The organism is Micromonospora rosaria (assembly GCF_001567585.1).
In the GTDB taxonomy this organism is placed as follows: Bacteria; Actinomycetota; Actinomycetes; order Mycobacteriales; family Micromonosporaceae; genus Micromonospora; species Micromonospora rosaria.
In genome coordinates this window covers 1-13,751 of sequence record NZ_LRQV01000159.1, presented here as the reverse complement: position 1 = coordinate 13,751, position 13,751 = coordinate 1, and the positions used below count along the sequence as shown (strand labels likewise).

The window sequence follows — 13,751 nt, the reverse complement described above, 5'->3', positions numbered from 1 at the left end:
GGGGTCGGTGCCGGCGGCGGGGGCACCGGAGGGGTGGGGGCCGGCGGAACGGGGCTCGGGACGGGCGTCGGGGCTGGTGCCGGCCTGCCGGGCGTCGGCGGTTCCACCGGCTCGGGGGTCGGGACCGGCCCGGGTGCCGGCGTCGGCTCCGGCGTCGGGGCTGGTTCGGGGGTCGGAGCCGGGGCGGGTGCGGGGGTCGGCGGGGCCGGCTCCGGGTCGACCGGGGCCGACCGGTACACCTTGGCGCCGCTGACCGGGGTGCCGGCCGCCGCCTCGGTGGCCGAGACCCGCTGCGCGCCGGGTACCGAGGCGCTGGCGCGGGCCGCGCCGCCCTCGGGCCGCCCGATCCGCTGGCCGGGTACGGCGGCGGACGCGGTGGCGCGGGCCGGTCCGGTGCCGGCCGGTGGGGTCGGTCCGGCGGGATGGTCGGCCGCATCGGTGGCCTCGGCCGTGCCGGCGGGGGTGGCGGCACCGCCCGCCGGGGCCGTGGCACGGGAGTCCGGGGCGGACGCCGTCGCCCGGTACGTGGTCCCGCCAGCCGGGTGGGCGGTGGGGGAGTCCGGTGCGGGGCCTGTCCGATTCACGACACTGACCCGGGCGCGGGCCGTACCGCGAGAGGCGACGCCGGCACTCGGGAGGCTGCCGCCCTCCGGGCCGGCCCCGGCCTTCGCAGCGGTGCCGGCGGCGGCCGGGGGGTCACCGGACGAATCGACGGGCCGGTCGGACGCGACCCCGGTCACCAGGGCGGGTGCCGGCACGGACGCGCGCCCGGTCGGTGCCACTCCGCCGGCCCGGTCGGCCGGTTCGGGCGCGGATCCGGGGTCGGCCGTCTCCACCGGAACCTGCTGCTCGCCCATGCTCGTCCTCCGCACCGATCCCGCACCCGGCTCCTGGACAGCGGAGCCGGGAGTGCCTGGGTGTCACGGTGCCATACTCCCGCCCGACAGCACAGCCGGAGTGGACCGTTGCGTCCGACCGGCCGGGCCAGTCTCCCGGCCGGGCCACTCTCACGGCCGGTGCGCGGGCTGGGCTCGGTCGGGGCGGGTCGGTGCCCGGTCGGCTCGGCCGGCGCTCAGTCGCCGCTGGTGCTCGGCTCCGGCGAGGCCGCCTCGCTGGCCGGATCCGAGGGCGAGGCCTCGACCGACGTGCTCGGCGTGACCGTCGGCGACGGCGACGGGCTGGTCGACTCGCTGGGCTTCGGCGTCGGGCTGGGGCTCGTCGGCTTCGGGGTCGGGCTCGGGCTGGTGGGCTTCGGCGTGGGGCTCGGGCTCGTCGGCTTCGGGGTGGGGATCGGCTTCGGCGACGTGGACGGCTTCGGGGTGGGCTTCGGCGTCGGCTTGGGGGTCGGCTTCGGCGTCGGCGGGGTGGTGTCCGGCCGGTCGGCGGCCGGCACCGCGCCGATGACGCGGGTCGCCGCGAACAGCCGCGACCACCGCACCGGGGAGATCTTCACCACGTCGCCGGTGGTGGGCGCGTGGACCATCTTCCCGTCACCGATGTACATGCCCATGTGGTGGATCGTCCGCCAACTGCTGCCCGAGGCGAAGAAGACCAGATCGCCGGGGAGCAGGGCGGTGCGCGCGACGGTACGGGAGCGGGTGGCGTAGTACTGGTCCCGGGAGACCCGGGGCAGGTCGAAGTAGTCGGCGCCCTTCGACCGGTACGCGGCCCAGACCAGGCCGGAGCAGTCGAAGGCGTCCGGCCCCTCGGCCGCCCAGACGTACGGGTCGCCGCGCTGCGCCAGGGCGTACCGGACGGCGGCCATGGCGCGCGGGTGGGCGGTCATCCCGGCTGCGCTGCCGCCGTTGACGTACTCCGAGCCGAGCTGCTGCTCGGCGGCGTCCTGCTGCCGTTCCAGCTCGACGAGCTGCGTGGCGTTGTCCTTGCGGAGCTGGAGGAGCTTCGTCTCCTGGGTGCGCCGCTCCTTGTCGATGGCGGCGTACTGCTCGCGGATGCCCTGGGCCCGCGACTCGGCCGCGACCAACGCCTGCGCGGTCGCCTGGTCACCGGCGCGCGCCCGGGTCAGCTCACCGCCGGTGCTGGTGGTGGCGCCGGGTGCCTTGTCACCCCGGGAGATCCGCTGGAGCTGGCTGAGGTGGTGCAGGTCCTGGCCGAACTCGCCGGCGGGCAGCGCGGCGGCGGCCTTGAGGGTGTCCGCCGCGGCCTGGTCGGCCTTCTGCTGGGCCTGGGTGAGCGCCTGCTGGGCGAGTTCCCGGTTCTGCTTGGCGGTGGCGAGCTGCGCCTCGGCCTCGGTGCGCTGCTGTTCCAGGCCGAGTAGCTGGTCACCGAGCAGGCCGAGCTGGGTCTGCGCGGCGGTGATCTGGGCTGCCAGCGGGCCGGAGGTCAGGTTGGCGGGCGGGACCGTGGTCGGCGTCCCCGGCAGGGTCGGCACCCCTGGCGCGGTCAACCCGCCCGGCAGGTGCAGGCCACCGGTGACGACCGGCCGCGACCCGCTGTCGGGCACGGTGGCGGGCAGCGAGGGGTCCGCGTAGGCCGGGGCGGTCAGCACCGCCGTGGCGACCGCGCCGAGGAGCGCGGCCCAGAGCCTCGGTCGGAGTACCGGGGAGACCACCGGGCGCCGTCGTGTCCGTCGCCGCCCGTGCCCGCTGTCGACCATCCTGCTCCTCGTCCCGCTGGTCGCGCATGGTGACGCGACGGCTGGGGACGTCGCCGGTGTTGTGTCGTCCCCCAACCTGTCCTACCGCACCGGACCGGCGATGTCGATATGCGAGCGGGTTACAGGAACCTGAGAACCGGTGATGTGCCCGACCGTGCCGAGACGTGTTCGGCCGGTCGACGTAGGCTCGACCGGTACCCAGGTGGAAGGACGTGGCTTGCGATGGACGCCGGACTCAAGCGTGAGCTGGAAGCGAAGGTGTACGCCGGGGAGCGGCTGAGCCGGGAGGACGGTGTCGCCCTCTACGACAGCGACGACCTCGCCTGGCTCGGGCGGCTGGCGCAGCACCGGCGTACCGAGCGCAACGGCGACCGGGTCATGTTCAACGTGAACCGGCACCTGAACCTGACCAACGTCTGCTCCGCCTCCTGCGCGTACTGCTCGTTCCAGCGCAAGCCGGGCGAGAAGGACGCGTACACGATGCGTATCGACGAGGCGGTCCGCAAGGCCAAGGAGATGGAGGACGAGCAGCTCACCGAGCTGCACATCGTCAACGGCCTGCACCCGACCCTGCCCTGGCGGTACTACCCGAAGGTGCTGCGCGAGCTGAAGGCCGCCCTGCCGAAGGTCAAGCTGAAGGCGTTCACCGCGACCGAGGTGCAGTGGTTCGAGAAGATCAGCGGGCTGACCGCCGACGAGATCCTCGACGAGCTGATGGACGCCGGCCTGGAGTCGCTGACCGGTGGCGGCGCGGAGATCTTCGACTGGGAGGTCCGCCAGCACATCGTGGACCACGCCTGCCACTGGGAGGACTGGTCACGGATCCACCGGCTGGCGCACAGCAAGGGCATGAAGACCCCGTCGACGATGCTCTACGGCCACATCGAGGAGCCCCGGCACCGGGTCGACCACGTGCTGCGACTGCGCGAGCTCCAGGACGAGACCGGCGGTTTCGTGGTCTTCATCCCGCTGCGCTACCAGCACGACTTCGTCGACTCGGCGGACGGCAAGATCCGTAACCGGATCCAGGCCCGGACCACGATGGCGGCGCCGGCCGAGTCGCTGAAGACCTTCGCCGTCTCCCGGCTGCTCTTCGACAACGTGCCGCACGTGAAGTGCTTCTGGGTGATGCACGGGCTGTCGGTGGCCCAGATGTCGCTGAACTTCGGCGTCGACGACCTGGACGGCTCGGTGGTGGAATACAAGATCACCCACGACGCCGACTCGTACGGCACCCCGAACACGATGCACCGGGACGACCTGCTGCACCTGATCTGGGACGCCGGTTTCCAGCCGGTGGAGCGCAACACCCGCTACGAGGTGGTCCGGGAGTACGACCCCGCCCCCTCGCTCGCGCAGCGGCGGGCCGAGCCGCAGCAGGTCTGGGCCTGACGGCGGCGTACCCTGAACCCGGCATGAGTGAGCGGAGCGGGTTTCCCCGACGGGACGACCAGGGGCGCATCCTCACCCTGGGCGACCTGCTCGGGGTGAGTCTCGCCGGCGTGGTGATCGGCGTGCTGGCGCTGGTCCTGTTCGACGCCGTCTTCGCCAGCATCGGCGCGGCGGAGTTCGGCCGGGCCAACGGCTGGCTGGCGGTCATCCTGCCGGCCTGGTTGTTCTGGGACGACTTCCGGGCCTGGGAGTTCGGCGCGGCCCGGGTGACCGCGGCGCTGGTGGCCGTGGCGACCGCCGTGGTCAGCGGGTTGCTGGTGGCCGGGCTCTCCGCCGGCCTCCCGCCGCTGGCCTCCGGCGCGCTGGGGGCGGCGGCCTGGACCGTGGTGTTCGCCCTGGTCTGGTTCCCGGGCGTGCGCTGGTTGGCCAACCGGACCGGCTGACCGTCGCGCCGGGCGTGGGCCCGGCGGCGCGTCAAGGGCGCGCCGGGCCTGCGCCCGGCGGCGCGTGGAGGTTGCGCCGGGTGCCGTGGAGGTTGCGCCGGGCGTGGGCCGGGCGGTGGAGGTGGCGTCGGGCGTGGGCCCGGCGGCGTGACGAAGGAGTGGCAACGTGAGCGCGGCGGCGAAGTACACGCTGGGCCGGATCGGGCTGTTCGTCGTGGTGCTCGCGGCGCTCTGGTTCGTCGAGATGAGCCTGTTCCTGAGGTTGCTGCTGGCGCTGCTCTTCTCGGCCGCGCTCTCCTTCTTCCTGCTGCGGGGCTGGCGGGACGAGATGGCCGAGGAGATGGCCAGCGCGGCGGAGCGCCGCCGGAGTGAGAAGGAGCGGCTCCGCTCCGCCCTGGCCGGTGACGACGAGGCCGGCGCCGGTGGTGGCGCGGCCGGCGGGCGTGCCGGTGCCGACGCGGCCGGCAAGCCCGGCAGCGGCGACGGTACTGCTGACCGAGGGTAGCCGTTTCGTCACTTAGTTTCGTGCCCGACCCCTCGCGGCGAAGGTTGTTGCCGGAATGAGGATGCGGTCGGGATGATTGCTCCAGTGACAGATATTGATATGACCATGTGAGTGGATGCCGGAGGCTGCCGCACACCGCGGCACCCGGCGCCCGAGGAGGCTCGCATGATCCGTATCCCCCTCCGTCGCCGGCTGACGCTGGCCGTGGTCACCGGGCTGGCCCTGGTGACCACCCTGACCGCGCCGGTCTCCGCCCGCCCCGCCCCGGACCGGGACGCCGGGTCGGCCACGGTCCAGTACCGGGTGCTCGGTCCGCGTACGGTCGCCGACCGCACCGCCGTGGCCGGCACCGGCGCGGCGATCGACTACGTCGAGCACGGGGTGCTGCACGTCTCCGCCACCCGGGCCGAAGCCGCCGCGATCACCCGGCTCGGCTTCCGGCTGGAGGAGGCCCCCGCCGCGCCCGGCCACGACCACGGCACGGACGACGTCAGCATCATGGGTTTCCCGCCGGCCGACAGCAACTACCACGACTACGCGGAACTGACCGCCGTGGTGAACAAGGTCGTCGCGGACCATCCGAGCATCGCCCGCAAGATCAGCATCGGCCGGTCGTACGAGGGCCGTGACCTGATGGCGGTGAAGATCTCCGACAACGTCGGCACCGACGAGAACGAGCCGGAGATCCTGTTCAACTCCCAGCAGCACGCCCGCGAGCACCTCACCGTCGAGATGGCGATCTACCTGCTGAACCTCTTCACCGACTCGTACGGCACCGACTCCCGGGTGACCAACATCGTCAACACCCGGGAGATCTGGATCGTGCCGACGGTCAACCCGGACGGCAGCGAGTACGACATCGCCACCGGCTCGTACCGCTCCTGGCGGAAGAACCGGCAGCCGAACAGCGGCTCGTCCTTCGTCGGCACCGACCTGAACCGCAACTGGTCGTACCGCTGGGGCTGCTGCGGCGGCTCGTCGGGCTCGCCCTCCTCGGACACGTACCGGGGCCCGTCCGCCTTCTCCGCGCCGGAGACCGCCGCGCTGCGGACCTTCGTCAACAGCCGGGTCGTCGGCGGGGTGCAGCAGATCAAGGCGAACATCGACTTCCACACCTACTCCCAGCTCGTGCTCTGGCCGTTCGGCTACACGTACAGCAACACCACCACCGGGATGACGGCCGACCAGTACAACACCTTCGCCACGCTGGGCCAGCAGATGGCCGCCACCAACGGCTACACCCCGCAGCAGTCCAGCGACCTCTACATCACCGACGGCGACAGCATCGACTGGATGTGGGGGCAGCACGGGATCTGGGCGTACACCTTCGAGATGTACCCCGGCTCGGCCTCCGGCGGCGGCTTCTACCCGCCCGACGAGGTGATCCCGGCGCAGACCTCCCGCAACCGGGAGGCGGTGCTGCTGATCAGCGAGTACGCCGACTGCGCGTACCGGGTCATCGGCAAGCAGGCGCAGTACTGCTGACCGTGGCGGCGTCCGGCCGGACGCCGTGACCCGACACCGGTGGGGGTCCCGTGCCGGCGGGACCCCCACCGCCCCACGCCCGGCGCAGCTCAGGTCACCCGCCGGAACCTGCGGTGACGATCTCGGTACCGGGTGCGCTACCGTGCTACCGATCGTGCGCAGCGAAGCCGGTGCGAAACCGGCGCTGTCCCGCAACTGCGATGCCCCGCCGCCCCGCGGACACCCCCGTCCGCCCCGCGCCCCGGGGACGAGCCAGGTCGCCTGCGGCGCGGTCGCGAACCGCGCTCTCGAGGAAGGGCGCCTCGTGGACGGGCGGGCCCCCTCCCTGTCGGCGAAGCACCACCACTCCTCGACCGACAGGAGGCATCGGATGTCCAGACGTACCCCCCGGTTGTTCACCGCGGTGATCGCGGTCGCCGCGCTCGCCCTCGGCGCCTGCGCGCAGGACACCGCCGAGGAGCCGGCGGGCGGCGCGAGCCCCGGCGGTGCCGCCGCCTACCCGGTCACGGTCGGCGACCTCACCCTGGAGCAGCGGCCCGAGCGGATCGTCTCGCTCGCCGCCACCGCGACCGAGATGCTCTTCGCGATCGGCGCGGGCGCCCAGGTCACCGCCGTCGACGAGCAGTCGAACCACCCGCCGGAGGCGCCGAAGACCGACCTGTCCGGGTTCCAGCCGAACGCCGAGGCGATCGTCGCGAAGAACCCCGACCTGGTGGTCCTCTCCAACGACATGAACAAGATCGTGGACCAGCTCACCCGGCTGAAGGTCCCGGTCTTTATGACCCCGGCGGCGACCACCCTCGACGACACGTACCAGCAGATCACCGACCTGGGCCGGCTCACCGGTCACACCGAGGCCGCCGCCGAGGTCACCAAGCGGATGCAGGACGAGATCGCCGCCCTGCTCAAGGACCTGCCGCAGCGGGCCGGGAAGCTCACCTACTACCACGAGCTGGGGCCGGAGCTGTACAGCGTGACCAGCAGGACCTACATCGGCTCGCTCTACACCCAGCTCGGACTGGAGAACATCGCCGACCCGGCGGACCCGGACGGCAACAAGGGCGGCTACCCGCAGCTCTCCCAGGAGATGATCGTCAAGGCCGACCCGGACTTCATCTTCCTCGCCGACACCAAGTGCTGTCAGCAGTCGGCACAGACGGTCGCGGCGCGCAGCGGCTGGTCCAGCCTCTCGGCCGTGAAGAACAACCAGGTCGTGGCGCTCGACGACGACATCGCCTCGCGCTGGGGCCCGCGCGTGGTGGAGCTGCTGCGGGCGATCGTCGACGCGGTCGCCAAGGTCCCGGCGTGATCCTGACACCGTCCGGCCGGCCCGGCGGGGCCCTCCGTCCCGCCGGGAGGAGGGCACCGTCCGCCGGGTCCGGACGGTCGCCGTCGAGGTGGCCGTGGGACGCCGGGCCGAACCGACCTTGAACCGGCTCCGGTCCGGCCGGGTCACGTCGGTGGACCGTCCCGCGCGCCCGGCCGCCGCACCCGCCGGACTCCGGGCGCGCTGGCTGGTCGCCGGCCTCGTCGCGGTCGTCGGCACGCTCGTCGCCGGGGTCGCCCTCGGCCCGGTCAGCCTCCCGCCGGGCAGCGTCGCCCTGGAACTGCTCAACCTCCTGCCCGGGGTGCGCCTGGAGAGCGGGCTGACCGAGCGCGAGATCGCCATCGTCACCGAGCTGCGGCTGCCCCGGGTGGTGCTCGGGCTGCTCGTCGGCGGGCTGCTCGCCCTGGCCGGCGGCTGCTACCAGGGCGTGTTCCGCAACCCGCTGGCCGACCCGTACCTGCTGGGGGTGGCGGCCGGGGCCGGGCTGGCGGTCACCGCGGCGATCGCCCTGGGCGCCGGCGGTGAGCCCGGCCGGCTGCCGATGACCGTCCCGCTGGCCGCCTTCGTGGGCGCGCTCGGCGCGGTGCTGATGACGTACCTGCTCGGCTCCGCCGGGGGGCGCGGGCGGTCCCCGGCGACGTTGATCCTGGCCGGGGTGGCGGTCTCCGCGTTCCTCTCCGCCGGCCAGACGTACCTGCTGCAACGCAACGCCGACAGCATCCAGCAGGTGTACTCCTGGCTGCTCGGGCGGCTGGCCACCGCCGGCTGGGGCGACGTACGGCTGGTCCTGCCGTACTTCGTGGTGACCGTGGTGGTGGTGCTGCTGCACCGGCGGGAACTGGACGTGCTCTCCCTCGGCGACGACGAGGCCGGCAGCCTCGGGCTGCACCCGCAACGCTCCCGGTACCTGCTCATCGCCGCCGCCTCGCTGGGCACCGCCGCGGCGGTCTCCGCCACCGGCCTGATCGGCTTCGTCGGGATCATCGTCCCGCACACCGTCCGGCTGCTCGCCGGGTCGAGCTACCGGGTGATCCTGCCGCTCTCGCTGCTCTTCGGCGGGGCCTTCCTGGCGCTGACCGACGTGGTCGCCCGGACCGCCGCCGCCCCGGGCGAGGTCCCGATCGGAGTGGTCACCGCGTTGCTCGGCGGCCCGTTCTTCGTGCTGGTGCTGCGCACCGCCCGCCGGATGCTGGCATGACCACCGACCCCACCGCCCCCGCCCCCGGCGGGCCGCCCTCGCCTCCCGGTGCGCCGCCGTCGTCTTCCGGTGTGCCGCCCTCGTCTGGTGGTGGGCCGCCGCCGGCGGTCGAGGTGCGGCGGTTGCAGGTCGCCCTGGGTGGGGTGCCGGTGCTGACCGGAGTGGAGCTGACCGTCGCGGCCGGCGAGTGGGTCACCGTGATCGGCCCGAACGGCGCCGGCAAGTCGACCCTGCTGCGCGCCGTCGGCGGCCTGCTGCCCGCGCCCGGCGCCATCTCCCTCTTCGGTACGCCCAGCGAGGCGCTGCGGCGTCGGGAACGGGCCCGGGTGGTGGCGACCGTGCCGCAGTCCCCGGTCGTCCCGCCCGGGATGGCGGTGCTGGACTACGTCCTGCTCGGCCGGACCCCGTACATCCCGCCGCTGGGGCGGGAGACCGCCGCCGACCTGGCGGCGGTGGACGACGTGCTGGGCCGGCTGGACCTGCGCGGCTTCGCCGACCGGGAGCTGGCCACCCTCTCCGGCGGTGAACGGCAGCGGGTCTTCCTGGCCCGCGCGCTGGCCCAGGGCGCCACCCTGCTGCTGCTCGACGAGCCGACCAGCGCCCTGGACATCGGTCACCAGCAGGAGGTGCTGGAACTGGTCGACCAGCTCCGCCGGGAGCACGGGCTGACCGTGCTGGCCACCATGCACGACCTCTCCATCGCCGGGGAGTACGCCGACCGGCTGGTGCTGCTCTCCGCCGGCCGGGTGGCCGCCGTCGGTCCGCCCCGGGCGGTGCTCACCGAGGAGTTGCTGGCCGCGCACTACCGGGCCACCGTCCGGGTCGTCCAGGGTGAACACGGCCCACTGGTGGTCCCGGTCCGCCGCCGCCACGGGTAAGGAAGGGCTCCGGGTAAGGAAGGGCCCCTTATTAACAGCCCGGAGGTGAGAGGGGTTCCCTTCTCTACCGGATGCGTTAAGAAGGGGCCCTTCCTTTCACCCCAGCTCGCGGAGGGCGACCACCGAGAAGAGGGCGCCCTGCGGGTCGCGGAGGGCGGCGATCCGGCCGGTCTGGATGTCCCGGGCCGGCACCAGGACGTCACCACCCAGCTCGGTGGCGCGCCTCGCGGCGTCGTCGGCGTCGGCCACCGCGAAGTACACCGCCCAGTACGCCGGCAGGTCGGCCGGGAACCCGTCGCCCAGCGGCGGCATCATCCCGGCGACCACCCGGTCCCCGAGCCGCCAGCCGGTGTAGTCGGTCGGGTCCGTCGGGTGCTCCTCCGGCTGCCAGCCGAAGACCAGCTCGTAGAAGGTCTTCGCGCCCTCCGGGTCGGGGGTGACCAGCTCGGTCCAGCTCAGCGCGCCGGGCACGTTGAACACCTCGGCGCCGCGCATCGCCATCGGCTGCCAGACGCTGAACGCCGCGCCGGCCGGATCGGCGAAGACCGCCATCCGACCCTGGTCGAAGATCTCCAGCGGGGGGACCACCACCTGCCCGCCGGCCGCCGTGACCCGGGTGGCGACCAGGTCGGCGTCGTCGGTGGCCACGTAGATGGACCAGATCGGCACCTGGTCCGGGGTGGCCGGCGGCCCGGCCCCGGCGGCGGCCAGCCCCTCCCGCAGGAAGGTGGTGTACCCGCCCGCCTCCGGTTGCGGCGCGACCCGGCCGGTCCAGTCGAACAGCGCGGCGTAGAACCGCTTCGCGTCCGCCAGGTCCGGCGTGGCCAGGTCCGCCCAGCAGGGGGTTCCCGGCGGTACGGTCTGCACGCTGGCCCCCTCCCGGCGGGCGGTGCCCGGTGGCCCCACCCCTTGCCGGCATCGTGGCATCGCCGCGCGGTCCGCCGCAGGCGAACCGCGCAGAACGGCCGGGTACGGCCGGCGACCGGCCCAACCCGGTGACCGCCGCCCCGGTCGCGCCGTCGTCCCGCCGTACCCGGCGGCCGGCCCGGGGCGGGCCGGGTCAGCGGGCCGGGGCGGCTCAGCGGGCCGGGGAGGCCGGTGCGTCGACGAGCGGGGCGGGCAGCGGCGCGGTGTGCAGCACGGTCAGCCGGCTGACCGCCCGGGTCAGCACCACGTACAGCCGGTGCAGCCCGCGCGGCTCGGCCGCCACGATCGCGGCCGGTTCGACGGCCACCACCTGGTCGTACTCCAGGCCCTTGACGGCGGTCGCCCCGACCACGGTGACCCGCGTCGCGGCCTCGACGTCGTCGGGGGTCGCGGTCTGCACCCCGGCGGCGGCCAGCGCCGCGCGGAGCCGGTCCACCGCGTCGTCGGCGGCGATCACCCCGACCGACCCGTCGTGCGCCAGCGCCGCCCGCACCTCGGCCACCGTCGCCGCCACCAGGTCCGGCACGGTACGCACGTCGAGCGCGCCGTCGCGGCGCAGCGACTCGGCCGGCGGTACGTCGACGGCGAGCGCCGGGAGCAGCCGGTTCGCCAGCGCGACCACGGCGGCGGGTACCCGGAACCCGACGGTCAGCGGCACCACCGCCGCGTCCGGCTTACCCAGGTGGGTCAGGGACTCCCGCCAGTCGGTGGCGGACCACGGGGCGGTGCCCTGGGCCAGGTCGCCGAGGAGGGTGAGCGACCCGTGCTCGCTGCGCCGGGCGATGGCCCGGCACTGCATCGGGGAGAGATCCTGCGCCTCGTCGACCACCACGTGCCCGAAGCCGGACGGCCGTGCCAGCAGCCCGGCGACCTCGTCGACGAGGACCGCGTCGGCGGCCGTCCAGCGGGTCGCCTTTGGCGTCCGGCCGAGCCGGCCCGCGCGGAGCAGGTCCTGCTCGGCCGGGGTGAGCAGCCCGTCGGCCGCCGTGGCCAGCACCTGCGGGTCGGTGTAGAGCAGGTGCAGCAGCCCCTCCGGGGTGAGCGCCGGCCAGGTCGCGTCCAGGAAGTCGGTCACCGGTCGGCACCGGCCCATCCGGCGCAGCCAGGCGTCGCCGGGTGACTCCGCCCGCCGGGACTCGGCCTGCAACTGGAGCAGCGCGACCACCCGGGCCCGGACCCGCTCCCGCCCGGTGGCGTACGGCAGCCCCTCCCGACGGGTCTCCTCGACGATCCGGTGCAGCGGGTCCACCCCGATCCGCCAGCGGAACGACCCGTCGGAGACCACGATCGGCTCGGTCGCCCCGGTGACCCGCGCGTCGACCGCCCGGCGGAGTACCTCGGCCAGCCGGGCGTCGTGCTTGAGCGCGGCCACCTCCGGGGCGTCGACCGCGCGTACCGGCACCCGGACGACCAGCTCCTCCACCGTGGCCTGGGCGACCTCGACCTCGCCGAGGGCGGGCAGCACGGCGGCGATGTACGCCAGGAAGGCCCGGTTCGGCCCGACCACCAGCACCCCCGACCGGCGCAGCCGCTCCCGGTGCAGGTAGAGCAGGTACGCGGCCCGGTGCAGCCCGACCGCCGTCTTCCCGGTGCCCGGCGCGCCCTGCACGCAGAGCGAGGTCTCCAGGTCGGCCCGGACCAGCTCGTCCTGCTCGGGCTGGATGGTGGCGACGATGTCCCGCATCGGCCCGACCCGGGGACGTTCGATCTCGCCGGTGAGGATCCGGCTGGCCGTGCCCAGCTCCTCGCCCCGGCCCAGGTGCTCGTCCTCGAAGCTGGTCAGCTCGCCCCGGTCGAAGCCGAACCGGCGGCGGACCGTCACCCCCTGCGGGTCCCGGGCGCTGGCCCGGTAGAACAGCCGCGACAGCGGCGCCCGCCAGTCCAGCACCAGCGGCTCGCCGAGGTCGTCGGTGACGTGCCGTCGCCCCACGTGGTGCTCCGCGTCGGCGAAGGTGAGCCGACCGAAGAAGAGCGGGGTGTCGGGCTGGTCGGCCAGTTCGGCGACCCGGCGGGACAGCGTCCGGCCCAGCGTCTCCGCCGCGTAGGGGTCACCGGCGACGTCCTGGCCGGTGGCGAAGAGCGCCTCGGCCCGCTCGCGCATCCGAGCCAGCGCGGCGCGGGAGGTCGCCAGGTGCGCCTGCTCGGCGGCGAGGGCCGTGGCGAGCCCGCTCTCCGGGCGGTCGGCGGTGTGCCTGCTTCCCGGGCGGTCGGCGGTGTGTGGGGGCGGGGCGGTCGGTTCGACTGACTGGGCCATCGGGCGGACCTTTCGCAGACGCTGACGCCCCCCGACCCGCGGCCGGAGGGTCCGTCGATCGAGGTGGCCGCCCGGCGCTCCATCTCACGTGGTACCGGCTGTGCCCGTGCAGGTGGACGCGGCGTTGCCGCGCGGCCGTCGATGGTACGCGCAGCGCGCCCCACCAGCGACCGATTTCCGGTACCGGAGTTCCGCTGGGGCGGGGCATGTCCGCCGGGGCTGCAGCAGATGGCTGTGCGGAGCGGGACGCAGGGGCCGGTTCACGATCAGCGGGTGGCGCCTCGCCTCGGGCTTGTCGGTGTGGTGACCCTCGTCCTCCTGTGGAGCTGCCCTCACAGACGGGGCAGGGCGCGGCAGCCCGGTGAGAGCGGAGAGCGTACGACGTCCGCGTGTGTGGGCGTCGGACCCGGTACCCACTGCCGGCCGCGGTTCGCCGTCGTCGGGTCCTGGAGATCTTGGACATGTGCCGTGCGGAGTGGACGGGAGCTGTCCGAGTCACCCCGGTTCTATTTGCGGAGAAGGTCTGACCAGGGGCACCGAACGCCGGCAGGGCGCCCCAGGACCGTCGCGGCGGCCACTACCGGCCACAGTTCGTGCACGGCTGCGGCATCGGGGACGACACGGCCCCTTCCTCGCCGAGACCTGACCGTCAAGCAGGCCAACTTGCCACTTATGTCCCAAACGCTGCCGCCCTTGAGGTGGGCCTCCGAGAGACCTTGGAGCCG

Annotated in this window: 9 protein-coding genes and 2 pseudogenes; 7 read left to right on the top strand and 4 right to left on the bottom strand. The window is 74.2% G+C overall.

Going from position 1 to position 13,751, the window contains the following annotated elements; translation table 11 throughout:
• Positions 1-584 (bottom strand): annotated as a pseudogene (locus AWW66_RS34990) (hypothetical protein); the annotation flags it as partial.
• Positions 585-1,072: 488 nt separating this feature from the next.
• The gene (locus tag AWW66_RS27995) at positions 1,073-2,617 is read right to left on the bottom strand and encodes a C40 family peptidase (protein WP_067372442.1); all 1,545 of its coding nucleotides are present in this window, start codon (positions 2,615-2,617) and stop codon (positions 1,073-1,075) included.
• A gap of 222 nt (positions 2,618-2,839) precedes the next feature.
• Here AWW66_RS27995 and mqnE point away from each other — a divergent pair, with 222 nt between their 5' ends.
• From mqnE to AWW66_RS27960, 7 genes and pseudogenes are all read left to right on the top strand, one after another.
• Positions 2,840-4,009, top strand: coding sequence for an aminofutalosine synthase MqnE (mqnE, locus tag AWW66_RS27990; RefSeq protein WP_067372439.1), 1,170 nt, complete (start codon positions 2,840-2,842; stop codon positions 4,007-4,009).
• A gap of 23 nt (positions 4,010-4,032) precedes the next feature.
• Positions 4,033-4,452, top strand: coding sequence for a hypothetical protein (locus tag AWW66_RS27985; RefSeq protein WP_067372436.1), 420 nt, complete (start codon positions 4,033-4,035; stop codon positions 4,450-4,452).
• Between the two features lie 166 nt (positions 4,453-4,618).
• A complete protein-coding gene (locus AWW66_RS27980) occupies positions 4,619-4,957 on the top strand; it encodes a DUF4229 domain-containing protein (RefSeq protein WP_067372433.1) in 339 nt (112 codons plus the stop codon).
• Between the two features lie 165 nt (positions 4,958-5,122).
• A pseudogene (locus tag AWW66_RS27975) lies at positions 5,123-6,439 on the top strand (M14 family metallopeptidase); the annotation flags it as partial.
• A gap of 373 nt (positions 6,440-6,812) precedes the next feature.
• Positions 6,813-7,751 carry an ABC transporter substrate-binding protein gene (locus AWW66_RS27970; RefSeq protein WP_067372428.1) on the top strand — a complete coding sequence of 313 codons (939 nt, stop codon included), beginning with the start codon at positions 6,813-6,815 and terminating at the stop codon, positions 7,749-7,751.
• Positions 7,752-7,902: 151 nt separating this feature from the next.
• A complete protein-coding gene (locus AWW66_RS27965) occupies positions 7,903-8,967 on the top strand; it encodes a FecCD family ABC transporter permease (protein ID WP_067372451.1) in 1,065 nt (354 codons plus the stop codon).
• A gap of 122 nt (positions 8,968-9,089) precedes the next feature.
• A complete protein-coding gene (locus AWW66_RS27960) occupies positions 9,090-9,845 on the top strand; it encodes an ABC transporter ATP-binding protein (protein ID WP_396890480.1) in 756 nt (251 codons plus the stop codon).
• Positions 9,846-9,941: 96 nt separating this feature from the next.
• Here the strand turns inward: AWW66_RS27960 and AWW66_RS27955 are convergent, their stop codons facing one another.
• Together AWW66_RS27955 and AWW66_RS27950 are read right to left on the bottom strand one after the other, a co-directional pair.
• The gene (locus tag AWW66_RS27955; protein WP_067372448.1) at positions 9,942-10,712 is read right to left on the bottom strand and encodes a VOC family protein; all 771 of its coding nucleotides are present in this window, start codon (positions 10,710-10,712) and stop codon (positions 9,942-9,944) included.
• Between the two features lie 211 nt (positions 10,713-10,923).
• A complete protein-coding gene (locus tag AWW66_RS27950; protein WP_083979065.1) occupies positions 10,924-13,026 on the bottom strand; it encodes a HelD family protein in 2,103 nt (700 codons plus the stop codon).
• Between the last annotated feature and the right edge of the window lie 725 nt (positions 13,027-13,751).

Excerpts from the sequence above, each read along its gene's own strand:
- AWW66_RS27970 (WP_067372428.1), top strand. The coding sequence starts at position 6,813 with ATGTCCAGACGTACCCCCCGGTTGTTCACCGCGGTGATCGCGGTCGCC.
- AWW66_RS27995 (WP_067372442.1), bottom strand. The coding sequence starts at position 2,617 with ATGGTCGACAGCGGGCACGGGCGGCGACGGACACGACGGCGCCCGGTG.
- AWW66_RS27950 (WP_083979065.1), bottom strand. The coding sequence starts at position 13,026 with ATGGCCCAGTCAGTCGAACCGACCGCCCCGCCCCCACACACCGCCGAC.
- mqnE (WP_067372439.1), top strand. The coding sequence starts at position 2,840 with ATGGACGCCGGACTCAAGCGTGAGCTGGAAGCGAAGGTGTACGCCGGG.
- AWW66_RS27985 (WP_067372436.1), top strand. The coding sequence starts at position 4,033 with ATGAGTGAGCGGAGCGGGTTTCCCCGACGGGACGACCAGGGGCGCATC.